Source organism: Geodermatophilus sp. SYSU D00879 (assembly GCF_054050375.1).
The window spans coordinates 146,488-169,428 of sequence record NZ_JBJGZF010000010.1; the positions used below are offsets into that span (position 1 = coordinate 146,488).

The 22,941-nt window shown below is 72.6% G+C and carries 20 protein-coding genes and 1 pseudogene; 14 read left to right on the forward strand and 7 right to left on the reverse strand.

What is annotated here, in order from left to right:
* Window positions 1–40: 40 nt before the first annotated feature.
* The 3 genes from ACI79B_RS14620 to ACI79B_RS14630 all read right to left on the reverse strand — a co-directional run bounded on the left by ACI79B_RS14620 (window position 41) and on the right by ACI79B_RS14630 (window position 4,775).
* Window positions 41–3,148, reverse strand: a complete 3,108-nt coding sequence (locus ACI79B_RS14620; RefSeq protein ID WP_456926837.1) for a DUF3427 domain-containing protein — start codon at window positions 3,146–3,148, stop codon at window positions 41–43.
* Window positions 3,149–3,195: 47 nt separating this feature from the next.
* Window positions 3,196–3,792, reverse strand: a complete 597-nt coding sequence (locus ACI79B_RS14625; RefSeq protein ID WP_456926838.1) for a GIY-YIG nuclease family protein — start codon at window positions 3,790–3,792, stop codon at window positions 3,196–3,198.
* A gap of 314 nt (window positions 3,793–4,106) precedes the next feature.
* Complete coding sequence (locus ACI79B_RS14630; protein WP_456926839.1) at window positions 4,107–4,775, reverse strand: HD domain-containing protein; 669 nt, start codon at window positions 4,773–4,775, stop codon at window positions 4,107–4,109.
* Between the two features lie 105 nt (window positions 4,776–4,880).
* On the opposite strand from ACI79B_RS14630, the gene ACI79B_RS14635 reads away from it, so the two are divergent.
* The 4 genes from ACI79B_RS14635 to ACI79B_RS14650 all read left to right on the forward strand — a co-directional run bounded on the left by ACI79B_RS14635 (window position 4,881) and on the right by ACI79B_RS14650 (window position 9,835).
* A complete protein-coding gene (locus tag ACI79B_RS14635) occupies window positions 4,881–5,549 on the forward strand; it encodes an NUDIX hydrolase (RefSeq protein ID WP_456926840.1) in 669 nt (222 codons plus the stop codon).
* A 115-nt stretch (window positions 5,550–5,664) separates the two neighbouring features.
* Window positions 5,665–8,127 carry an AAA family ATPase gene (locus ACI79B_RS14640; RefSeq protein WP_456926841.1) on the forward strand — a complete coding sequence of 821 codons (2,463 nt, stop codon included), beginning with the start codon at window positions 5,665–5,667 and terminating at the stop codon, window positions 8,125–8,127.
* Window positions 8,124–8,528 carry a hypothetical protein gene (locus ACI79B_RS14645; RefSeq protein ID WP_456926842.1) on the forward strand — a complete coding sequence of 135 codons (405 nt, stop codon included), beginning with the start codon at window positions 8,124–8,126 and terminating at the stop codon, window positions 8,526–8,528. The genes ACI79B_RS14640 and ACI79B_RS14645 overlap by 4 nt, the downstream gene beginning before the upstream one ends.
* Before the next feature lie 110 nt (window positions 8,529–8,638).
* On the forward strand, window positions 8,639–9,835 hold the full coding sequence (locus ACI79B_RS14650; protein WP_456926843.1) for a thermonuclease family protein: 1,197 nt from the start codon (window positions 8,639–8,641) through the stop codon (window positions 9,833–9,835).
* Window positions 9,836–9,851: 16 nt separating this feature from the next.
* On the opposite strand, the pseudogene ACI79B_RS14655 reads toward ACI79B_RS14650, so the two are convergent.
* Window positions 9,852–10,754, reverse strand: a pseudogene (locus tag ACI79B_RS14655) (phosphorothioated DNA-binding restriction endonuclease).
* 103 nt (window positions 10,755–10,857) lie between these two features.
* Between ACI79B_RS14655 and ACI79B_RS14660 the strand changes: the two are divergent.
* The 4 genes from ACI79B_RS14660 (at window position 10,858) to ACI79B_RS14675 (ending at window position 14,180) form a co-directional block, all read left to right on the forward strand.
* Window positions 10,858–11,337: an HNH endonuclease gene (locus ACI79B_RS14660; protein ID WP_456926844.1), complete on the forward strand. Its 480-nt coding sequence runs from the start codon at window positions 10,858–10,860 to the stop codon at window positions 11,335–11,337.
* A 170-nt stretch (window positions 11,338–11,507) separates the two neighbouring features.
* Complete coding sequence (locus ACI79B_RS14665) at window positions 11,508–12,374, forward strand: hypothetical protein (RefSeq protein WP_456926845.1); 867 nt, start codon at window positions 11,508–11,510, stop codon at window positions 12,372–12,374.
* Window positions 12,371–13,765 (forward strand): DUF4407 domain-containing protein, encoded by a 1,395-nt coding sequence (locus tag ACI79B_RS14670; protein ID WP_456926846.1) that lies wholly within the window; start codon window positions 12,371–12,373, stop codon window positions 13,763–13,765. The genes ACI79B_RS14665 and ACI79B_RS14670 overlap by 4 nt, the downstream gene beginning before the upstream one ends.
* A gap of 10 nt (window positions 13,766–13,775) precedes the next feature.
* Window positions 13,776–14,180: a hypothetical protein gene (locus ACI79B_RS14675; protein WP_456926847.1), complete on the forward strand. Its 405-nt coding sequence runs from the start codon at window positions 13,776–13,778 to the stop codon at window positions 14,178–14,180.
* Window positions 14,181–14,184: 4 nt separating this feature from the next.
* On the opposite strand, the gene ACI79B_RS14680 is transcribed toward ACI79B_RS14675, so the two are convergent.
* A complete protein-coding gene (locus ACI79B_RS14680; protein WP_456926848.1) occupies window positions 14,185–14,703 on the reverse strand; it encodes an HAD domain-containing protein in 519 nt (172 codons plus the stop codon).
* A 144-nt stretch (window positions 14,704–14,847) separates the two neighbouring features.
* Between ACI79B_RS14680 and ACI79B_RS14685 the strand changes: the two genes are divergently transcribed.
* The 5 genes from ACI79B_RS14685 (at window position 14,848) to ACI79B_RS14705 (ending at window position 19,702) form a co-directional block, all read left to right on the forward strand.
* A complete protein-coding gene (locus tag ACI79B_RS14685; RefSeq protein ID WP_456926849.1) occupies window positions 14,848–15,324 on the forward strand; it encodes a hypothetical protein in 477 nt (158 codons plus the stop codon).
* Window positions 15,325–15,380: 56 nt separating this feature from the next.
* Entirely contained in the window at window positions 15,381–15,959 is a 579-nt protein-coding gene (locus ACI79B_RS14690) for a TerD family protein (protein WP_456926850.1), read from the forward strand.
* A 1,279-nt stretch (window positions 15,960–17,238) separates the two neighbouring features.
* Complete coding sequence (locus ACI79B_RS14695) at window positions 17,239–17,820, forward strand: TerD family protein (protein ID WP_456926851.1); 582 nt, start codon at window positions 17,239–17,241, stop codon at window positions 17,818–17,820.
* An 82-nt stretch (window positions 17,821–17,902) separates the two neighbouring features.
* Window positions 17,903–18,544 (forward strand): TerD family protein, encoded by a 642-nt coding sequence (locus ACI79B_RS14700; protein WP_456926852.1) that lies wholly within the window; start codon window positions 17,903–17,905, stop codon window positions 18,542–18,544.
* A 57-nt stretch (window positions 18,545–18,601) separates the two neighbouring features.
* On the forward strand, window positions 18,602–19,702 hold the full coding sequence (locus ACI79B_RS14705) for a DUF475 domain-containing protein (RefSeq protein WP_456926853.1): 1,101 nt from the start codon (window positions 18,602–18,604) through the stop codon (window positions 19,700–19,702).
* 60 nt (window positions 19,703–19,762) lie between these two features.
* Here ACI79B_RS14705 and ACI79B_RS14710 read toward each other — a convergent pair whose 3' ends face one another.
* Window positions 19,763–20,971, reverse strand: a complete 1,209-nt coding sequence (locus ACI79B_RS14710; protein WP_456926854.1) for a hypothetical protein — start codon at window positions 20,969–20,971, stop codon at window positions 19,763–19,765.
* Window positions 20,972–21,061: 90 nt separating this feature from the next.
* Window positions 21,062–21,241: a type II toxin-antitoxin system VapC family toxin gene (locus ACI79B_RS14715; RefSeq protein WP_456926855.1), complete on the reverse strand. Its 180-nt coding sequence runs from the start codon at window positions 21,239–21,241 to the stop codon at window positions 21,062–21,064.
* Window positions 21,242–21,539: 298 nt separating this feature from the next.
* On the opposite strand from ACI79B_RS14715, the gene ACI79B_RS14720 reads away from it, so the two are divergent.
* Complete coding sequence (locus tag ACI79B_RS14720) at window positions 21,540–22,937, forward strand: DUF4407 domain-containing protein (protein ID WP_456926856.1); 1,398 nt, start codon at window positions 21,540–21,542, stop codon at window positions 22,935–22,937.
* The last annotated feature ends 4 nt before the right edge of the window (window positions 22,938–22,941 follow it).

Consider the following 22,941-nt stretch of genomic DNA (forward strand, 5'->3'; position numbering starts at 1 on the left):
TCAGCCAGGCTGGGGCCGGTGCTCGCCGCATGATCGTCGATCACGCGACCTTGACGGCGTGGAAGACGTCGGCCGGCAGCGCGTGGTCCAGCTGCCAGAGGATGCGCATCGGGCGCTCGCCGGTGTGGGAGATGTAGGACATCTGTCCGGCGTAGAGGTAGGGCGGCGTGCCGAGCGTCCCGTCCGCTGTCTTGGACTCGCGGACGAAGAGGTGCACGGACGTGCCCATCGTCCGGTGGTTGACGTAGCGCTGCCCGGTCTGCGACCGCTCGGCCGTCGCGTTCTGCGACTCCCACTGGAACAGCGTCGGCGTGATGGCGTGGTCGGCGTACATCGTGGTGGGCGAGAAGTGTGCCTCCGTCTTCTGCAGCGTCACGAAGAAGACGTCCGCGCGGTCACCCGGCACCCAACGTACGCCCGAGCCCCATGTGCCGTTGAGGTCCTCGAGCCCGAAGGCTGCCAGCGCCTCATCCCGGCTGTAGCGCGCGTGCACGTGCAGCGGGCGGTTGTCGGCCTCACTCAACGGAGGGGCCACTCGGTGGATCCGCTCGTGCAGGACACCGCTCAGTTCGACCAGTTCCTCGGCGCGGCTTCGGTTCGCCAGCAGTCGGGCGAGCGACTCCTCGATGCTGCTGAACGGCGTCCGCGAGCCGAACAGCGAGAAGTGCAGCATCGCGGCCAGTCGACGCAGACGAGCGCTGGTCGGTGCTGCGGTGTCCGGTCGCGCGGCCGACTGGAAGAACCGCAGCCGCTCGAGGTCGTCGACGTGCAGCATGCGGCCGAGTGCGGCACCCAGGGCGGCGTCGTCCGGACCGGGTGCGTCCTCGACCCAGCCGGCGGCGCGCTGTAGGTCCAGCCAGCTGCGGCCGTTGCCGCGGTAGAGGTCCTCGACCTCGACGCCCGTCTCCTCGAGGAAGTCAGCCAGTGATGGCGACTGCTCGCGCTTGGCCTCGCTGACCAATCCCTTCCACGACACGCTCAGCGACTGCTTGATGTTGTCGAGGACGATCCGCTGCGCCACGCGGTCGAGCTCGATGTGACAGCCGGCCGGGAGGGTGGGGAAGCCCTGCTCGACGTCGCGCTGCACGCCTCGCCGCGAGCTGCCGGTCAGCGCGCGGAAGCGCAGGTCGAAGCGGAACTCCTTGTGCTGGGCGCCGATGAAGTCGAGGACGGTCAGGCAGGCCTTGTCCTCGGCCAGGCGCAGGCCACGGCCCAGCTGCTGGAGGAACACCGTCGCGCTCTCCGTGGGTCGCAGGAACAGCACGGTGTCGACGGTCGGGATGTCGAGGCCCTCGTTGAACAGGTCGACGGCGAAGAGGACGTTGACCGTGCGGTCGCGCAATGCGGCCAGGGCCGCTGCTCGCTCTTCGCGAGTCGAGGTCGACGTCACCGCGCGGCTCGGGATGCCTGCCCGGGTGAACCGGTCGGCCATGTACTGCGCGTGCTGGACGCTGACGCAGAACCCGAGGGCTCGCATCCGGCCGGGGTCCTCGACCTTGTCCTTCACCGCCTGCAGGACGAGCCGGACGCGGTGGTCGTCGCCGGTGTAGACGTTGGTCAGCTCGGTGGTGTCGTACCCGCGGCCGCGTTTCCACCGCAGCTGGTCGAGGGCGACGTCGTCGTGGATGCCGAAGTACTGGAACGGTGCGAGGAGGTTCTGCTCGAGGGCTTCCCACAGCCGCAGCTCGACGGCGGTGCGTCCGTCGAACCAGGTGCGCACGTCGGCGCCGTCCGTGCGCTCTGGCGTCGCCGTCAGCCCGAGCAGAACCGTGGGCTTCAGGTGCTCGAGCAGCCGCCGATAGGTGGCCGCCTCGGCGTGGTGGAACTCGTCGACGATGACGACGTCGAAGTGCGTGGGATCGAGCTCGTCGAGGTCGAGCTGGTTGAGCGACTGCACGGACCCGAATACGTGCCGCCATTCGCGGGGCCGCTGGCCGCCGACGAACAGCTCGCCGAAGTCGCCCTGCCGCAGCACGTGCCGGAACGTCGACAGGCTCTGGGTCAGGAGCTCTTCGCGGTGGGCGACGAACAGGAGTCGGTCGACCATGCCGCTCTCGCGCAAACGCCGGTAGTCCAACGCGGAGACGACTGTCTTGCCGGTGCCGGTCGCCATCACGACGAGGTTGCGCCAGCGGTTGTGGACGGTCCGCTCGGCGTCGAGCGCCTCGAGGATCTCCCGCTGATAGCCGAAGGGACGGACGTCCAGCGTGGTGATCTCGATGGGCAGGTCGGACGGACCGCCGCGCTCCGCGGCCAGTGCCGCGCGGAGGCGGTCGCCGTCGCGGTGCGGCTCGTAGGTCTCGAAAGACGGGTCGAGCCAGTAGCTGTCGAAGGTCTCGGCGAAGGTGGTGAGCAGGTGCGCCTGCTCGACGTTGGAGAGCCGCACGTTCCACTCGAGACCGTCGGTCAGAGCGGTGCGGGACAGGTTCGACGAGCCGACGTACGCCGTCGACAGGCCCGTGGCACGGCGGAAGAGCCAGGCCTTGGCGTGCAGCCGGGTCGTCCGGGTCTCGTAGGAGACCTTCACCTCGGCGCCCAGCTCGACCAGGCGATCGAGCGCGCGCTGATCGGTGGCGCCCATGTACGTGGTGGTGATGACGCGCAGCCGGCCGCCGCGCTCGCGCAGCTCGGTGAGCTGCTTCTCGATGACCCGCAGGCCCTGCCACTTGATGAAGGCGCACAGCAGATCGACGGAGTCCGCGGAGGCGAGCTCACGGGCGACCTCGAAGCCGATGCGCGGCTGACCGCGGCCGTTGACGAGCAGGGCGCTGGTGGACATCGGGACGGCCGGTCGCTCCGGAAAGGTCGCCGGCCCGGGGGTGGGGGAGGGGCGGGTGACGGCAAGCAGCGTGCGCGGTGGCTCGACGACGGCGTCCTCGGGAGCGGCCGCGTCCGGGGCCAGTGCGGTGAGAGCCTTGATCATGTCGTTGGCCAGCGCGACCTGGCGTCCGACCGCGGCCCGGTCGCTTCCGCCGGCGATGCGCAGGGCCCGTGATGCCAGCTCGGCGATGTGGCGGGTCAGCGTCTCGTGCGCATCGACCGGGTCGAGGTCGCCGAGGGAGACGAGGTCGGAGTCCGTGCCGGCCAGCTGACCGTGCAGTGCCTCCGTCAGCAGGTGCTCATAGACGCCGGGCGTCAGTTCTCCCACGGACGGACGGTAACCGGAACGCCACCGTCAGCTGGTGGTGCCACTCGCTAGCGGCCACCGACCCGGGGATTGGGCAGGACTGGCAACTCGTTCGCGGCGGCGACTGCTGAGCGGCGCACCTCGGTCAGCGCAGCGTGGAAGGCGTTGCGGCTGTTGCCCTCCAGGTTGAGCGGGAGGTCCAGCGTGGCGATGAGTCTGTCCTCGAGCTCCCATGGTCGCGGGTGCTCGACGACGCTCACGAAGGCGTGTTCGGCCATCCAGGCCGACAGAACCTGTTCGCCGTCGACGAAGGTCCGCCGCCGCCCTGAACCCACCCGGCGCAGCTGGATGCCCAACTCGTCAGCGAGCAGGCAGCCAAGCGTCTTGCGGAGAGTCGAGCCCTCGGCGTTGCCTGCATAGTGAGTGGTGATCCGCTGACGGAGCTGGCCCTTGCTCGGCGGCCGCCCGTTCGTCGGCGGTCGCTTCGGGCTGATGCCGGTGTACAGCAGTGTCAGCCCGCGCCATGTACGGCAGCCTGTCGCATCCAACGTCGTCGGCAGCCGGTTGAACCACCACCCATAGACGCCCGGCCTCGCTGGAATGGGACTGGGCCTGCTCAGGACCTCCCCGCGACACCACACGTACTCGGGGACGAGGAAGCGCATGACTTCGTCACTCGCGCTAACCGGGCTGCTCATGCGGCAAGCGGCTGGCCGTGGAACACCTGCTCGCGCGGCCACATGACGTGCTGGGTCGCGGGGTGCGGGGTGTCCGGACGCGGCCGGAGCCGAGGGCCGAGGAACTCGTCGACGGCCCGTGCTTGCGGAGCACGAGTCGAGTCCACTTGACCGAGGACCGCGCGCGCTCGAGCGTCGAGGGCTGTCACCGCCTCACTATCACCGACGAGCAACACGACGCGGAGGAGCGCCACGGGTGCGCGGCGATTCCCCAAGGACTCGCGTTCAGATCAGCGCGGAGCTCAACAGCCTCCGCTGGGCATCTCCGTCGGAACGTCTGCTCGGGTGACTCCAGCCGCATCCACGAGTTCGTCCACTGCGCGGTGCAGTGCGGCAACGATCGAGCTGCCCGGCAGTCGCTCGGCGACCGCCCGCTCGACGCTCGTGTAGTACCAGAGCAGCTCGTCGCGCGAGGCGTTGAAGGTCAACCAGAACTGTGGCCCGTACCGGCGGACGTCGGCGGCGATGCAGAGCCCGTTGTGCGTCTTGTCTGCCGCGGTCACCAGCAGGGCGTCGAGGGACTTGTCGTCCAGCCCGGCGACGTACGGCCGCTTGCGCTCGGCCCATGTGCCGCTGCGGTTGCCGTCGGCGTCCAGTCCGTCCGAGCACGCCCGCACGATGTCCGCGACGTCGTCGCCGAAGCGCGACCGGATCTCGGCCAGGACGGCGCCGCCGGTGCCCTTCGGCGCGTCCTCGACGGCGTCGTGCAGCAGCCCGGCGATCGCCTGGTCCTCGCCGCCGCCGTGCTCGAGCACCAGCGCGCTGACGCTCATCAGGTGCGTCAGATAGGGCACCCGCGAGCCCTTGCGCAGCTGGTTCCGGTGGTGCTCCGACGCGTAGGCCAGCGCCTCGTCGTAGCGACTCGACAGCGGGCCGCTGCCCATCGTCCGGCGGTCCTCGAGTGACGTCATCCGCTCAGTCCTCCCATTCGGCCGACGGTGCCCCTCGCTCCGCGCCGACCGCTCGCGTAGTTTGCGCACGAACGCGCAAACTCATATTAGACGGGAGTCGCGTTAATGTCCACGGCCGAGTACCGCGACAGCTCCGGCCGGCAATTGGTCGACTACCCGCGGCCGTCGGTCGCCGTCGACACTGCCGTGCTGACCCCCGACCCCGAGCGGGGGCTGCTGGTCCTCCTCGTCCGCCGCGACAGCGCGACCCGGTCCGACGCGTGGGCGTTGCCGGGGACCTTCCTGCACGAGGGGGAGACCCTCGCCGACGCGGTGCTGCGGTCGCTCGACCAGAAGGCCGGCCTCCGTGGGCAGGCGCCGCGGCAGCTGCACGTCTTCGACGACCCGCGGCGCGACGACCGGGGCTGGGTTCTGTCGGTGGCGCACGTCGTCCTCCTCCCCACGGCGGTCGTCGCCCCGGTCGCCGAGGAGCGGCCGGACGACGTCCAGCTGCGCCCGGTGGCGGAGGCGACCGGCCTGCCCTTCGACCACGACGACATCGTGGAGATGGCGGTCGCCCGAGTCCGGGCCGCCTACGCCGAGCGGTCGGATCCGGAGCGGCTGCTGCCGGAGCCGTTCACCCTGCGCGACCTGCGGCGGCTGCACGAGGCCGTCGCCGGCCGGCGCCTGCAGCCCGACGTCTTCCGGCGGCACGTCAGGGACCGCCTCGAGAGCACGGGGGAGATGACCCGCGGATCGGTCGGGCGCCCGGCCGAGCTCTTCCGGCACGGCTGACGACCGGTCGGGGTGGCGTCTGAGGTTTGTGGGACGTGTCGGTTCCCGACGTCCGCCGGACCGGCCGCCGCCCGTGTGACGGTCGCGCCGTGCTGCTCAGGAACCAGGTGGCCGCGTGACCGCGGCAGAGGACGCGCTCCTCCCGCGGCTGTTCGACCGGATCGTCGAGGCGTGCGGGTCGGGGAGCCTGGGCGACCGCGCCGGCGACCTCGTGCTCGCCGCCTACCAGGGCGACGCCGAACTGGCTGCCGCCGTCGCCTTCACCGGCCCCCGCGAGGAGCCCGAGGCGCCGGCGGCTGCGGTCGTCGACGTCCCGCGCACCTACCTGAAGAGCATCACGGTGTCGGGTTTCCGCGGCATCGGCCCCGAGAGGTCCCTCCGGCTGCAGCCCGGCCCCGGCCTCACGCTCGTCGTCGGCCGCAACGGCTCGGGCAAGTCCAGCTTCGCCGAGGCCGCCGAGATGGCGCTGACCGGCAGCAACGCCCGCTGGAAGGACCGTGCCGCGGCCTGGACGAGCAGCTGGCGCAACCTGCACAGCAGCGACGTCGACCCGTCGGTCGGCGTCGAGCTCGTCGTCGACGGGCAGCCGGGCGTCACCAAGGTGCTGCGCACGTGGGCCGGCGACGACGTCGAGCAGTCGCAGGCGTCCGTGCAGCAGCACGGCGGCCGGCGTGAGCTGCGCGAGCTCGGCTGGGACGAGGCGCTGGTGTCCTACCGGCCGTTCCTCTCCTACGCCGAGCTGGGCACGATGCTCTCGGGCCGTCCCTCGGACCTCTACGACTCGCTGTTCCGCATCCTGGGCCTGGAGCGGGTGGTGCACGCTCAGACCCGGCTCAAGGCCGAGTGCAAGCGGCTCAAGGACGCCGAGACCGCGGTGAAGCAGGCGCGCAAGGTCCTGCTCGCGGACCTCGACGGCGTCGACGACGACCGGGCCCGCCGGGTGGCCGCCGTCCTCGGCCAGCGCACGCCCGACCTCGACGCCCTCCGCGAGGTCCTGCGTGCCGAGACGGAGCCCATGGCCGACCTGGCCCCGCTGCGCGCCTGGGTCGCACTCCCCGTCCCCGACCCCGACCCGGCGCTCGCCGCCGCCGACAGGCTGGAGGCCGCGGCGGCCGCCGTCGCCGCCCTGAGTGGGGACGACAGCGAGCACGCCCGGCGGCTGGCCGACCTGCTCGAGGCGGCACTGGTCCACGCCGGCCACACGGCGACCCCCGACTGTCCCGTCTGCGGCGCGGCGGACCGCCTGGACGACGCCTGGCGCACGGCCACCCGGGGCGAGGTCGCTCGCCTGCGCGCGCAGGCCGGCGCGGCCGAGGACACGCACCGCGAGCTGCGCGCGGCCCGCGCGGCCGCGGCTGCCGCTGCACCGTCGCAGCCCCGCCTGGTGGAGACCGTCCCGGCCGGCGTGCCGGGGGAGGGGCTGGCCGAGCGCTGGCGAACCTGGGCCGCCGCCGTCCACGACGACGACGCGTCGGTCGGAGTCAGGGCGCTCCGCGAGGGCACGGCCGGCCTGGTCGCCGCCCTCCAGGACGCCGTGGCGGCCGCCCGCGCCGAGCTCGGTCGCCGCGAGGACGTCTGGCAGCCGCTGGCGCAGCGCCTCCGCGAGCACGTCGACGCAGCTGAGGCGGTCTTCCTCGCCTCCGATGTCTGCGCCGACCTGCAGGCGGCCGAGAAGTGGCTGAAGGCCCAGACCGACGGACTGCGCGACGAGGGGCTCGCGCCGATCGCCGAGCGGGCCGCCCGGACGTGGCAGGAGCTGCGCCAGGAGTCGAACGTCGACCTCGGGCCGGTCCGGCTCGAAGGGAGTGCCACCCGCCGTCGCGTCGCCCTCGACGTCACCGTCGACGGCGAGGCCTCGGCCGCGCTCGGCGTCATGAGCCAGGGCGAGCTGCACGCACTGGGCCTCGCGCTGTTCCTGCCGCGCGCCATGCTCGACCAGAGCCCGTTCCGCTTCCTCGTCATCGACGACCCGGTCCAGGCCATGGACCCGGCCAAGGTCGACGGCCTGGCGCGGGTGCTCGCCGAGGTCGCCGGCACCCACCAGGTCGTCGTCTTCACCCACGACGACCGGCTGCCCGAGGCGGTCCGCCGGCTGCAGCTGGGCGCCACCATCTGGGAGGTCACCCGCCGGGAGCGCAGCGTCGTCGAGCTGCGGAAGTCCGAGGACCCGGTGGCGCGCTACCTCGACGACGCACGGGCCGTCGCACTGACTCGTGACCTCGGCGAGGCAGCCCAGCGGCTGGTCGTGCCGGGCCTGTGCCGCTCGGCGATCGAGGCGGCCTGCCACGAGGTGGTCCGCACCCGGCGGCTGACGTCCGGTGTGCGGCACGCGGAGGTCGAGGAGGCCCTCGCCGGCGCGCGGACGACGACGGCGACCATGGCGCTCGCGCTCTTCGACGACGCGGCCGAGGGCGGTCAGGTCCTGCCCACGCTGGACCGGCGCTTCGGCCGCCGGGCCGCGGACGCGTTCCGCTCCTGCAAGGAGGGAGCGCACGGCGGGCACGACGGACTGATGGCCGACCTGGTCAGGGACGTCGAGCAGCTGGTCGCCAGCGTGCGCCAGGCGGCGTTCCGGTGACGGCCACCCTCCCTGGCCGGGACGACCTCGCCGGCCCCGCGGACGAGCTGCTCGACGACGCGGACCGGCTGCTCGCCGGCGACCTGACCACCCGCGGCGGCTGGTGGCCGCGGGCGACCGGCTTCCTGCTCCGCGCGGCCCTCGAGCGCGAGCTCGCCGCCTACTGGACGCGCGTCGCCCCCGGTGTGGAGCAGTGCTCGATGCGGGCGCAGCTCGCCGTCCTCCGCCGGCCCGAGTACGCCGGCGTGCGGACCGCCACTGACGTCGCCGCCGCCTGGCTGGCGCTGAGCCGGGCCTGCCACCACCACGCCTACGAGCTGGCGCCCACGGTCGCCGAGCTCCGCAGCTGGTCGAGCGCTGTGCGTTCCGCGACGCAGGAGCTGCGGCGCCTCGCCGGCTGACCGGATCGGCCGCCGGCTCTCCTGGGTGAACCCGTCCGGTGTCCCCCCGGTTCCGGAACGCCCGTTCCTACGATGACGCGGCGCTTCCCGCTCACCGTCCCGGAGGATCCGTGTCCGTCCTGCATGCCCTGCCGACTGCGAAGGTCGTCTCGGCCGTGCTCGGGGCTGTCGTCGTCGGCTCCATGGTGGTGGGCGCCTCCGACCGGTCCGTCGAGGCGACGGTCGTCGACGTGGTCGACGGCGACACCATCGACGTCTCGTACCTCGGTGGCGAGCACCGCGTCCGGCTGCTGAACATCGACACGCCGGAGTCCGTCGATCCGGAGCAGCCGGTCGAGTGCCTGGGACCCGAGGCGACCCAGTATCTGGAGCAGACCCTGCCCCCGGGGACGGTGGTGCGACTCGAGTACGACATCGAGCGCAGGGACGGGTACGGCCGGGAGCTGGCCGGCGTGTACCTCGGGGACCGGCTCGTGAACGCGGACATCGCCCGCGAGGGCCTCGGAGTCGCGATCGCCATCGGCCAGAACATCCGCTTCCTGCAGGACGTGCGAGCCGGTCAAGCCGAGGCGCAGCGCACGAAGCGGGGCCTGTACGCCGAGGACGTCGCCTGCACCGTGCCCGCGCAGGTGACGGCGGTCGAGAACGCCGCAGCCGCTGAACCCATGACCGCGAGTGCCGCCCCAGCTGACATCGCGGCTGCCGGCGAAGCCATCGCGCAGTCGCTGCTCGACGCCTCGGCTCTCGTCGGGGTCCTGGGCGGGGACCCCGACGCCTTCCCCTTGCTGGCCTTCGACGCTGATCAGGAGGCGGCGCTCCGCGGGCGGGTGTCCACCGCACAGGCAGCGCTCACCTCTGCCCGCGACGCCAACGCGGCGACGCTCGTCGCGGCCCAGGAGCGGGTCGAAGCCGAGCGCCGTGCCGCGGAAGAGGCCCAACGGGCTGCCGAGGAGGCCGAACGCGCCGCGGCCGAGGAGGCGGCCAGGCAGGCAGCCGAGGAGGCCGCAAGACAGGAGGCGGCCGAGGAAGCGGCTGAGCAGGTTGCCGAGCAGCGTCCTACCCCGGCCCCGCGGCCATCGTCGCCGGCGCCATCGTCCGGCGGTGGTTCGGGGAGCTCCGGCTCCAGCACGCCGTCGTCCTCCGCGCCCTCGCCGAGCGGCAACACACCGGCACCAGCTCCGGCACCGACGGGGGGATCCGACGGGTACACCGGGTGCCGCGCCTACGGCCCTCACGGGACGTCCGTGGACGACAAGGGGCGGCGGTACACGAAGATCGACTGCACCACCGGTCTCCCGATCGGCTGACCCGCCGGAGGCGAGCTCACGCAGCCAGCGGAAGTCCGTGGAACACCTGCTCGCGGTGCCAGATGACGTGCCGGACGGCCGGTGCCGGGGTCCCGGGACGTGGCTGCAGCCGGCGGCCGTGGAGGTCGTACACGGCGCGGCCGTGCGGAGTGCGGGCGGAGAAGCGCTAGGACACCACGAGCGTCAGGTCGTCGTCGAGGCCGAGGACGCCGCGGTCGAACAGCTTGTGGTGCAGCGAGCAGAGCGCCAGGCCGTTGTCGAGCTCGTCGGGCCCGTCGACGGTGAACCACCGGATGTGCGCCGCCTCCAGGCCGACCGGCACGCCGCCGACCTGTCCGTCGAAGCCGCAGAACGCGCACTGCCGGTCCCACGCCTCCAGCACCTGAGCCGGCCACGCGCTGCTCCTCCGCCGGCTCGCCACGGGCTCGACCGTGCCGCCGTGCAGGAGTTCCGGGTCGCGCCCGACGGCGACCAGCACGTCGGGTGCGACGGTGGCGGGGAAGTGGGCCTCGACGAGCCCGCGGGCGACCTCGTCGACCAGGCCGGGGCGCGACCGCAGCGCTGACTCGAGCGATGCCTCCAGCCGGCCGGTGACGCCGGCACGCAAGGGGCCGACGTTGTCCATGGGCACGTCCCGGTCGAGGGTCCAGACACCGTCGGAACGCAGCCGGGTGAACGGATACGCCGCGCTCTGTGCGCGGCCTGTCCTCGTCGGCGGGCCGAACTCCTCGATGAGGTCCGCGAGCTCCTGCTCAGCGACGTCCCACGGCAGCTCGCTCGACCCGCCGGCCGCCAGCCGGCTCAGCGCCAGGAGCAGCAAGAGCGGCTTGTGCGGGGAGCGCCGGCCGTCCTGCTGGTGCTGGCGGAGTGAAGCTAGCCGGTCGAGGACCGCGCGGGTCTCAGCGTCCCGAACCGTCACGCCGACCACTATCGCCCGACGGCGGCACCACGTCCGGGAGCGGGACGGATGCGTCGGCTCAACCCAGAGGCATGGCAGGCCGATCCCCACCCACGTGTCCGCGGTGTCCGCCTCCCTCGTCACCCCGTCGGACGTGTTCGGTGACGTCCTGCGCGGCGTGCTGGCCTCCGTCCTGGAGAAGCCGTGGCTCGTCGCGCTGCTCGCGCTGATGACGGTGAGCGCCGTCGTGAGGCTGGTCCGTGGCGTCATCCACGGTCTGCACCCGCGCGACCCCGTACGGCGCTTCTCGCAAGCGGACAAGCGCGTCATCCTCGGCCGCGCCGGACACCGCTGCGAGCACCACTCGCTCATCGACGGCCGCTGCCGAGCAACCGAGGACCTGCAGGCCGACCACGTCCACCCGCACAGCCGCGGTGGCGCGACCAGCATCGGGAACGGGCAGGCGCTGTGCCCGCGTCACAACAAGCAGAAGTCGGCGCGGGTGCCGTGGAACTGGGAGCTGCGGCGACTCGCACGCCGTCGGGGCGCCTACTTCCCGCCCGGCACCCCGACCGCGGTCGTGCGGCACCGGGCTCGCGCGTGAGGTCGCTCGCACTTCCTCGAGGGAGCGGGCACCTGCCTGACCCGGACGGGTGAGGCGCCGCTGCCTCTCGTCGGTGCCGCCCGGTACCAATCCCGAGGACTCCGAACCGATCGGGTTCCGTTGGTCCGACGACGTGCTGACAGGCGGGTGCGACCCGCACACGGGGAGAGATGTTCCGCCAACCGCTGCGCCGCGATCCGCTCGTCGTCGGCTGGGCCGTGGTCCTGCTGCTGGCCGCCTTCGTCGCGCTCAACGCCAACACCGAGTGGAGCGGCTCCGTCGAGCCCGAGCGCGTCGCCGGTTTCATCGTCGACCTCGCCACGGCGTTCCTCTGGTCCTTCTTCCTCCTGCTCCTCGTCGCCTGGCTGCGCGCCAAGGGCTGGTTCGGCGACCCCGCCGGACCGGCGCCGAAGCACCCGAAGCCCGAGCAGCCCCGGTCCGCCCTGCCCTGGACCGACCGCTGGATCCGCGACTGGCGCCAGGAGGCGGCCCACGGGCGGCCAGCCGACGACGCCGAGCCGCAACTGCTCGCCTGCCGGCACGGCGTCCCCGCCGGCCCGGCACCCGACGGGCAGGTGCCCGTCCTGCGGGCGATCTCGGTCAGCCACACGATCGTCCGGCCGGGCTCGGAGGTCCTCGTCACCTGGTGCTTCGAGCACGCCCGCGACGTCCTCGTCGACGGCCACCCCGGCCACCCGCCGTGCGGCGAGGCGCTCGTCCGCATCGAGTCCAGCCGGCGGGTCGACGTCACCGGCCGCAACCGCTTCGCGACGACGCCGGCGGCCACCCCCGTCGTCGCCGCCGTGGCCGTTCCGCAGCTCGACCTGCCGAGCGTCACCGCGCCGCCGCCGGTGTCCCTGCGTGCCGACGTCGCCGCCGCCGTCGGCGCATCCTCGCCCGTCACCGACCGGCTCGACGCCTTCTGGGCCACCCAGGACGCCCTCCGCCCCCGGATCGAGGTGTCGCCGCGCCTCGTCGGCGTGCCCGACTCCCTCCTCGACAGCCTCCGGCGTGCCGGAAGGAAGGACACCCTGTGAGCCGCCGCCGGTCCCTCCGAGCCGTCGTCAGTGAGCAGCTGCTCACCGTCGCCGGCGCCAACCGCGAGGTCCTGCAGGACGCCCCGAAGGAGCGCGGCAAGCAGGTCGCGATGGGCGCGGTGCTCGTCTGCACCGCCGCGCTCGCCGCGGTCTCGGCGAGCTACGCGCTGTACGTCGCGCTGCACCTGTGGGTGCCCGTCGCGGTCCCCGGCGGCCTCGCCTGGGGCCTGGTCATCCTCAACCTCGACCGCTGGCTGGTCGTCTCCACGCCGCGGCTGACGAGCAAGGTCGGCACGATCGCGATGGCGCTGCCCCGCGTGGGCCTCGCCGTGCTCATCGGCGCGGTCGTGTCCACCCCGCTCACCCTCGCCGTCTTCAGCGCCGAGATCGACACCGAGGTCGAGGTGATGGCGGCCCAGGCCGAGGACGAGTTCACGCGGCAGCTCGCCGAGGACACCCGCTACGCAGACCTCCCCGCGCAGCGCGAGCAGATCGCGACGCTCCAGGCCGACATCGCCGACGGCGTCACCCAGGCCGACGTCGCCGAGGACCCCGCCGTCGCGGCGTTGCAGGAGCAGCTCACTCGCAAGACCGAGGAGTTCCAGGAGGCCGAACGCGACTACCAGGAGGAGCTCGACGGCTCAGGCGGTACCGGTGTCCCGGGCCTCGGCTCGGTGACGACTGCGAAGAAGGAGCGCCGTGACCGGCTCGAGCGAGAGGTCGGCGAACTGACGCAGCAGCTCGCGGTGTTGAAGGCCGAGGTGCTCCAGCAGCTCCAGGCGGAGGAGGCGCAGAACACCGTCACGCAGCAGGCGGAGGTCGAGCGGCTGCAGGCGCTGGTCGCCGACGCCGAGGAGCAGCGCGCCGACGACGTCGCGGCGCACGACGCGGCCGTCGGCAACAGCGACGGGATCCTCGCCCGGATGACCGCGATGGAGCGCATCCAGGACGACGAGCCGACGCTCGCGACGGCGCACGCGCTGCTGTTCGCGTTCCTCACCGCGCTCGAGTGTCTGCCGATCCTGTTCAAGACGATGCTCGCGCTCGCCCCGCCGTCCCTCTACGAGCGGCTGCTCGCGCTGGGGGAGGAGAAGGTCGAGGAGCGGGTCCGGCTGCGGATGCAGTCCGAGTACGAGGAGGCCGAGGTCCTGGCGAAGTCGGCGCTCGCGGCCGCCGAGGCGCGGGCGGCCCGCACGCTGGAGGCCGAGTCCCGGGCCACCGGGCTGGTGCTGGAGGCCCAGCTCGAGGTGACCCGGCAGGGCGTCGAGCGCTGGAAGGACCAGCAGCTCACCCCCGCCGGCGGCACCGGTGCCGGCATCGGCACGAGCTTCGTCAAGCAGCCGCGTCCTGGCCCGCGGCCCGACCCGTGGCCGATCGGCACTCAGAACTGACAGGAGACCGATGACCCTGACCGAGCGGACGCTGTGGGCCCTGGCCGCGGCCGACTATCCCGCCGTCTCCGTGCACGACTACGACGCCGTCCACCGCACCTTCGGTCCGGCGTTCGGCCCGTGGCGGCCGGTCGTCGTCGGCCGGGAGGGCGGTCCCGTCACCGTGCTCGCCGCGGGCGGCAACACGGACCCGCTGGCGGCGTTGGTCGCCGTCGCCGAGGAGTGGCGCGCGCTGTGCGACCGGCCGGCGCAGGTGCCGCTCGCCTCGTGCCCGGAGCATCCGGCCGCCGGCGACGTCGCCCGCTCCGCCCCGCAGGGGCTGCTCCTGCGGCACGGCCTGGCCCGGCTCGACGGGGACGCGGGCGACGTCGACGTCCCCGCGGACCTGCCCCTGGAGCTGCGCCCGCGCCGGTGAGCGGTCACAGCCACGCCTCGATCTCGTCGATCTGGGCGTGGGTGAGCCCGACGTACAGGTCGGGCGCGACCACCAGCACGTGCGGGTGGGCGGCCAGCCAGTCGCCGGTGTCCGCGGCCTGCTCGGCCAGGTCGTCGTCGATCCACACGATCCGCCGGTCCGGCTCCGCCGCGGCCACCTCCTGGGCGACGGCCAGCTTCCACCAGCCCGACCCGCCCCAGAGCGGTCCGAGAAACCCGGTCGGCGCGGAGTCGGTGCGGGCGTGGGTCTTGAGCCCACGCGGCAGGCCCATCGGTTCGGCCAGCAGCCGGTCGGCGTCGGTGGTCCAGGTGGTCAGCCACTGGATCTCCACCCGACCCGACTCGTGCAGCTCCCGCAGCCGCGCGGTGACGGTGGGGTCCCAGGACAGCACGAAGCCGTTGAACGTCCCCCGCTGCCAGCCGTCGGGCAGCGTGCGGACCGGCGCGTTGAGCACGCCGTCGACGTCGAGCAGCAGGATCGGACGGTCCCCGGTCGAGCCCATGGGCGGTTCCTACCCCCGGCGACGGGCGCCCGGTGCCCCCTGGCCGACACGTCTGCAGCGATCTGGTGACGACGCCGCGAGTCGGTCTGGCGTCCGGACGCATTCTCGGCTTTACTCCGCGGGCCGCCGACAAAGGAGTCTCCCGTGGTCGCTGGGCGCATTCGGAGCAATGTGCTGGAGAAGCGTGCTGTCGTGACGTTCGGGGGACTCGTCGCTGTTTCCGTGACATTGACGGCGTGTGGTCAGGGACGTTCCGTGGAGGCGTACTGCGACGTCTTCTACGGCGAGGGTCAGGAACTGAGGGACGCCTGGACCCAGGCCGGCAACACCGATGACCCGCTGGCGGGCATGGCAGCCATGTTCTCCGCTCCGCGCGATCTCGCCACCTTCTTCGGTCGACTCGCGGAGGTCGCTCCCGACGAGATCGAGCCGGACGTGGCGGCGCTGCATGACGCATTCCAGGAGCAGGCGGACTCCCTGGGCAGCCAGGCGGGCGAGCTCATGGACAACCCACTGGGGGCTCTGGCCGGTGCGTTCGCGGCCGGGTTGTCGACCAGTGGCGCGGAGCAGCGGGTCAACCAGTACACCCTCGACAACTGCGGTCCTCCGCCGACGAACTGACGGAGAGGGCCGTTCGAGGCCAGGACATCCACGAGGAACGAAGGGAACGGGGCGAAGTGGTCAATCTCGGCAAGGGTCAGACGGTCTCACTGCAGAAGCGGGGCGGAGGGTCGCTGACGCATGTGCGCATGGGCCTGGGCTGGGACGCCGCCCCGCGACGGGGCCTCTTCGGCAAGATGAAGAGCCAGTCGATCGACCTCGACGCATCGGCCCTCCTCTTCGACGGGAGGGGTCGGCTGGTCGACCAGGTGTGGTTCCAGCAGTTGCGCAGCAAGGACGGCTCGGTCCAGCACACCGGGGACAACCTGACCGGTGAGGGCGAGGGCGACGACGAGTCGATCCTCGTCGACCTCCAGCGCGTCCCCGGCAACGTCAGCCAGATCGTCTTCGTGGTCAACTCCTTCACCGGCCAGGACTTCAGCCAGATCACCAACGCGTTCTGCCGGCTCGTCGACTCCACCGCCCGCGACGCCGAACTCGCGCGCTACGACCTCTCCGGGTCCGGCACGCACAACAGCCAGGTGATGGCCAAGCTCACCCGGAACGGCGGGGGCTGGAGCATGACCGCCATCGGTGCCGTGGCCAACGGCCGGACGTTCCAGGACCTGCTGCCGACCGTGGCGGGTCACCTCTGACGGTCTCCGTCGTCCGCTCCGTCCGCCGCCGGCGGGAGCAGCAGCCGGGCGGGGACCCGTGGTCGAGCACCACGGGTCCCCGCCCGTCAGCGGATGACCGGGCCGGTCCTCACCAGTAGGCCGAGTCCCAGTCCGTCGCGTCGTCGAGCACGGCCCCGGAGCCCGACGCGCACAGCTGGGACACCGCCTGCGTGACGCCCTGGATGTTGCCCGGGTCGGCCGTGTCCAGGTCGTGCTCGTCGAGCAGGTCGGAGAGGGTGTCCGTCTGCTCCGTGAGTCCTGGGCGTTGAACTCCCCGCAGGTGAGATCGCCGGTGCTGCTGCAGCCGGTCAGGCCCGCCAGGGGGACGAGGACCAGTCCGAGAACGGCGAGGGTGCGGTGGTGTCGAACGGTCATGACGGCGCCCCCGTGTCGTGTCGTCGGCCGGTCCACCGCGGCGCCGGAATGCGTCCGCGGCCCGGCGCGGCGGACAGTGGAGCGCACCCCGTCACCGCGGACGAGCATTCCCGGCATTGTCCCGGCCGGTCGGTCCTGGTCGACTCTCCGTATCGATCTGAGAATGGCATCTCGAAGCGTCCTGTGCCTTTCGAGGGCGACTGGTACGCGCGCACCTCGAAGTCGTTTGTCTCGTTCGTGCCTCGGCGCGCCGATGCTTGTCATGCGCGATAGCGGGGAGTGCGACTTCCCCTCGCCGGTGCGGTCGGACGACGGGACGGTGGTCATGGCGGGAAAGGTGGCGCGGGCCTACAACGGCGTCGCGCGAACCTGAAATGTGCTCTTCGGGCTCCTGCTCATCGCGGGCAGCTTCATCGTCATCTTCGGTCCGAGTACCGCGGAATCGCCGAGCCGATGGGCCGGGCTGCTCGGGATCGCCGTCGGAGGATGGTTGCTCTACCGGAACCTGCCGCGCCGCTCGGCTCGGCGGGCACCGTGATGCGGGGCTGATCGACGTCCCGGATCGGGAACGGCGACGGGCTGCCGGTGGTGATCACCGGTAGCCCCTCGCCGTTCTCGGGGTTCCCGTACCGGGTGCCAGGGGATGCGCGCCGGTCCTCGGCGCCGTCCACGCCCCGTTCGTCTCGTCCGGCTCTCGGTCCGTGCGCACGAGTCACAGGTGTCCCGCGGTCACCCCTGCGGGGCGGGAGGTCGTGGTGCTACGGGTCACGGTGCGGCAGCATCCCGAGGCGGTCCGCAACCGTTCCGGATCGATCGGCCACGCGCCGCGCGGTGCGGCATCCCGCCGCCCCGCGACCAGGAGCACCACGGGAGAAGAACAACCATGACTGTCGTCCTCGCCAAGGGTGGGAACGTCTCGCTGTCCAAGGAGGCCCCCGGCCTCACGGCCATCAACGTCGGTCTCGGTTGGGACGTCAACACGTTCTCCAACTTCGAGTACGACCTCGACGCATCGGCGATCATGCTCGACGCGAGCGGCCGGGTCACCCCGGACGACTCGGGCTTCGTCTTCTACAACAACCTGCGCAGTCCCGACGGCTCGGTCGTCCACACCGGCGACAACCTGACCGGTGAGGGCGACGGGGACGACGAGATGATCGAAATCGACCTGACCGCGGTCCCGCAGTTCGTCCAGAAGATCGTCTTCCCGGTCTCCATCCACGACGCCGACAACCGCCGGCAGAACTTCGGCGGTGTCCGCAACGCGTTCATCCGCGTCGTCGACCGAGTCACCGGCCGGGAGGTCACCCGCTACGACCTCACCGAGGACGCCTCCATGGAGACGGCGATGGTCTTCGGTGAGCTCTACCGGCACAACGGCGACTGGAAGTTCCGCGCCGTCGGCCAGGGCTACGCCTCCGGCCTGCGCGGCATCGCGCAGGACTTCGGCGTCAACGTCGCCTGACCCGGCCCCTCGGTCCGGCCCCGCAGCGACAGCGCGGGGTCGGGCCGCCGGCCCGAGCCCTTCCCCCGAGAACAGGCAGGTCATGATCGACTACACGCGCCCGCCGAAGCAGAAGCCGGCCAGCGTCTCCCTCGGCAAGGTCACGCTCACCAAGGCGGCCCCGTCCGTCTCGCTGTCCAAGGCGCAGGGCGCCCGCGGGCAGTGGCGCGTCAACTTGAACTGGAACCAGCGTCCGGGACGCGGGTTCTTCGACAAGCGTGAGGCGGTCGACCTCGACCTCGGCTGCCTCTGGGAGACCGCCGACGGCGACAAGGGCGTCGTCCAGGCGCTCGGCAACACGTTCGGTGATCTGCACCGGCCGCCCTACGTCCTCCTCGACGGCGATGACCGGTCGGGCGCCAACACCGGCGGCGAGAACCTGATCGTCAACCTGGACCACCTCGACGAGATCAAGCGCATCCTCGTCTTCGCGTACATCTACGAGGGCGCGCCGAACTGGGCCACGGCCCAGGGAGTCGTCACGCTGTTCGGTCAGAACGGCAACGAGTTCACCGTCCATCTCGACGAGCACGCCCGGGACGCGCGCTTCTGCGCCATCGCCATGCTGACGAACGAGCGCGGCGATCTGCGCGTCCAGCGCGAGATCCGCTACCTCCAGGGCAGTCAAAGCCATCTGGACCAGGAGTACGGCTGGGGTCTCCGCTGGAAGGCCGCCCGCAAGTAGCCCGCTTCCTCCTCCCACCCGAGACCGCCCTCGCTGCGGTCCCCTGAAAGGCACCCCTTGATCCGCTACTTCGGCTTCTCCGTCTTCCTGACGGCGGCCGCCCTCGTCACCGCCGTGCTCTTCGGCGGTCCCGCCGCGCTCCTCGCCGTCGCCGTCCTCGGCGTCCTCGAGGTCTGCCTGTCCTTCGACAACGCCGTCGTCAACGCCAAGGTGCTCCGGAACATGAGCCCGCTGTGGCGGAAGCTGTTCCTCTACGTCGGCATCTTCATCGCCGTGTTCGGCATGCGGCTGCTGCTGCCGATCCTGCTCGTCTCGGTGACGGCGCAGCTGTCGATCCCCGAGGTGTGGGACCTGGCGCTGACCGACCAGGAGGCCTACGCGGAGAACGTGGAGGCGTCCGCCGAGGCGATCTACACCTTCGGCGGGATCTTCCTGCTGATGATCTTCCTGAACTTCGCCTTCGACGAGGAGCGCGACGTCCACTGGCTCGCCTGGCTGGAGAAGCCGCTGGCCAAGGCCGGCAAGCTGCCCTACCTGTCGATCGTCATCGCGCTCGCGGTCATCTACACCGGCTCGCAGATCGCCGACGACGACAAGTACGGCACCGTCCTGCTCTCCGGCCTCGCCGGCCTGTTCACCTACCTGCTCATCGGCGGCCTCAACGAGCTCATGGAGTCCGACGACGACGAGGACGAGGAGTCGACGCCGTCGGCCACCGGCACCGCCACCAAGGCGGTCGCCGGCGCCGGGTTCGCGGCGTTCCTCTACCTCGAGGTGCTCGACGCGTCGTTCAGCTTCGACGGCGTCATCGGCGCGTTCGCCATCAGCAGCGACATCCTGATCATCGCCCTGGGCCTCGGCATCGGCGCCTTCTGGGTGCGGTCGCTGACGATCTTCATGGTCGACCGCGGCACGCTCGAGCAGTACCGCTACCTCGAGCACGGCGCCATGTGGGCGATCGGCGTGCTCGCCGCGATCATGATCCTCGAGCTGCGCTTCCACATCAGTGAGTACGTCACCGGCCTCACCGGCCTGCTGTTCATCGTCGCGGCGGTCGTCGCCAGCGTCGTCGCGCAGCGGCGGGAGGAGGCCCGCGAGGTCCCCGCGGCGTCGTCCGACGAGGACCCGCAGCCCGAGCGGGAGACCGTCTCGGTCTGACCCCCGCTCCTGCACGACCCGGTGCCCCGGCCGCCTCGCGCGGCCGGGGCACCGGCGTCCTCAGCCGACGAGGACGGCGAGGTCGGCGTGGACGTTCTCGTCCTGCTCGCAGGCGACGGTGGCGGCGACCGTCCGCCCGTCCGCGGCGAGGGCGAGCGGCGCAGGGATCCCGGCCGGGCACAGCTCGATGTCGGCGACGGCCTCCCCGGTGGCGAGCTCGACGGTGGTCAGGCCGACGCCGTCCTCCGCGCGCCCGTGCACGAGGTAGACGTGCCGCCTGCCCGACTCGACGGCGAGGTCCGTGCCCGAGCCGGGCAGCACCGCGGTCGAGGTGACGGCGCCGTCCCGGACGGTCACTAGTCGCGGCTCGCCGGTGTCCCACTCGCCCGCGACGACCGACGCGACCGCGGTCCCGTCGGCCAGCACGGCCAGCGCGTAGCCGGTGCTCTCCGGCTCCTCGACCAGCTCCACCGGCTCGCCTGCGGGCAGCAGGTCGGCGTCGTACTGCGCCAGCACGACGCCGTCGACGTCGCCCTCCGCGTCGCGGTCGACGGTCACCAGCGCCGCCAGGCCGCCGTCGGGACGCAGGGCGACGTCCCGCGCCACCGCCTGGCCCGGGGTCTCGACCTGCAGCGACGCGCTCGCGGTGACCTCGCCGGTGGCGACGTCGACCGTGGCCAGGCGGCTGACCGTGTCCCCGTCGACGTACCACTGCAGGCTGGCGTGCAGCGTCGTGCCGTCGGGGGAGAGGACGGCGGTGCCGGTGTCGGGCGTGCCGAGCTCGGCGTCGGCGGCGAGGCGCCGGACGTCGGGCTCGTCGCTGCCCGGCGCGAGGACGGCGAGGGCGAGGTCCAGCTCGCGACCGCCGCCGCTGGTGTCGGCGGGCACGATCGGCACGAGGGCTACCACCGTGCCGTCGGGCGCGACATGCACCTCGCCCATGTCGAGGGCGGGCGGGCCCTCGGTCACCTGGCCGACGACCAGGCCGCCGTCGCCCGGGATGAGTTCGACCAGGACGCTGCGGTGGTTGCTGCCGATATCGCCGGTCATGAGGACGACGAAGCCGCCGTCCGGGGTGGCGGCGACGTCGGAGAGGCGCACGTGCCCCTCGACGTCCGCGTCGACCTCCACCCGGCCGAGGACCTCGGTGAGCGGTCCGGCGGCGGCCGGCCCGCCCGGCTCGGCGACGCCGACGACGGGGGTCGAGCAGCCGGACGCGAGGACGGCGGAGGCGAGCAGCGTGGCGGCGCCGGGACGGGACGAGCGCATGGGGGAGTGCTCCTGGGGTGCGTGGGCTGGTGCCCGCACCCTCGGCCGCCGCGCTTGCGGGCCCCTTGCGTCCGGCTTCCCGCGTGGGCGTCAGCCGATCCTCGTCACCGGACACCGCAGGCCCGGTGCGCGCGCCAGCCGGCGGTCACCGGTCACCAGGCCGGCCCCGAGGACCTCCGCTAGCGCGACGTAGACCCCGTCGTAGGCGGTCACCGCTTGGCGGAGCTCCAGCGCCCGGCCGAGCAGCGGGTCGTGTCCGTGCCGGGCCACCGGCAGCTTCCGTGATGAGTTGCCGGCGCCGGTTCGAGCCGCGGACGGGCCTCGGCGGTGCGTCGGTGGAGGTCATCCTGCCCCGGACAGGAGAGAGGTCCTCGGTTGCGAGCCGGTCGACTACCGGCTGTCGGAGGTCGGACAGCGTGACCAGCGACACGCCAAGGCGGAGCCGGACCATTCCGTTCGGTCACGTGGGGCGGGTGTGACGACGGCGTCCCGCCTGGTGCACCGACTGCCGATGGGGCAGGGGAGCGGCGGACGAACCACGACCCCCGGCGCTCGGGGAGTGCACGACATGGCTGGACGACGACGGCTCCAGGACCGCCTCGCGGTCCTCGGCGGCGCGCGGCCCGACCTGCTCGAGGCGGCGCCCGGCGCGCGTCCGCGGTTCGCCGCGCTCGGCGGGGTCCTGCTCAGCACCGGCGGCCTCGCCGTCGCGTCGGCGGCGTTCGCGCTGCACATGGCCCTCGGCGTCTGGTGGCCGTTCGCGCTGGTGCTGGGCCTCGGCTGGGGCGCCGTCGTGGTCAACCTCGACCGGATGCTGCTCGTCGGCATGGCGCACGACGCCTCGCTCAAGCGGAACCTCGCCCTCGCCGTCCCGCGCGTGGGGCTGGCGCTGGTCCTCGGGGTCGTCGTCGCGACGCCCCTGACGCTGCAGGTGTTCCACAAGGAGATCGACGCCGAGATCACCGTCATGCAGGCCGAGGCCGCGGACGCGTACCGGCAGTCGCTGGAGTCCGACGCGCGCTTCGCCGGCCTCGACGAGCTGCAGGAGCGGGTGACGCAGGGACAGGACGTCGTCGCCACCGGCGGGCAGGCCGACCCGGCGCTGGCCGCCGTGCAGGCCGACGTCGCGGCGAAGCAGTCCGCCTACGACGCCGCCCTCGCCACCCAGCGCGACCTCGAGGCGCGCGCCCAGTGCGAGCTCGACGGCACCTGCGGCACCGGGGACCCCGGCACCGGCGACGCCTACGTGCAGGCCCGCGCGGCCGCCGACGCGCAGGCCGGCGTCGTCGCCTCGGCCCGTGCGGCCCTGGACGACGCGCAGGACGCGGCGTCCGGCGCCGAGTCGCGCAGCGCCGACCTCGCCGCCGCCTCCCTCGCCACCGACCAGGCGGAGCTCGCCCGGCTGACCGCTGAGCTGGACCGGCTGCAGGCCGCGTTCGACGCGACCAACGAGGGCTCCGGCGGCATCCTGCTGCGGCTGGAGGCGCTCGACCGGCTCAGCGACCGCAACGCCACGCTCGCCGCGGCGAAGTTCATGCTGTCTCTGTTGTTCATGTGCGTCGAGATCCTGCCGGTGCTCATGAAGGTGCTGCTCAACTTCGGCCCGCCGACCGCCTACGACAAGCTCGCGGCGCTGCGCGACAGCGGCGACGTGGACATCGAGGAGATGCAGCAGCAGTCGCGGCGCACCGTGGCCGAGGCCAAGGAGGAGATGCTGGTCATGGCCGAGCAGGAGCGGCTGGACCGGCAGAAGGCCGCCATCCGCGCCCGCCACCTGGCCACGCTCGCCCAGGTGCAGGCGGAGGCCGAGGAGGCCGCCCGCCCCCTGGTGCCGCAGCCGGCGGGGCCGGTCGACGAGCCCGTCCAGAAGATCTGGGACACCGGCCCCATCCGCCTGGCCCGCTCGGCCGCCCGCACGATCCGCCCGCCGCGCCGGCCGGGCAACCGGGTCACGTCCGGGATCTGACGCC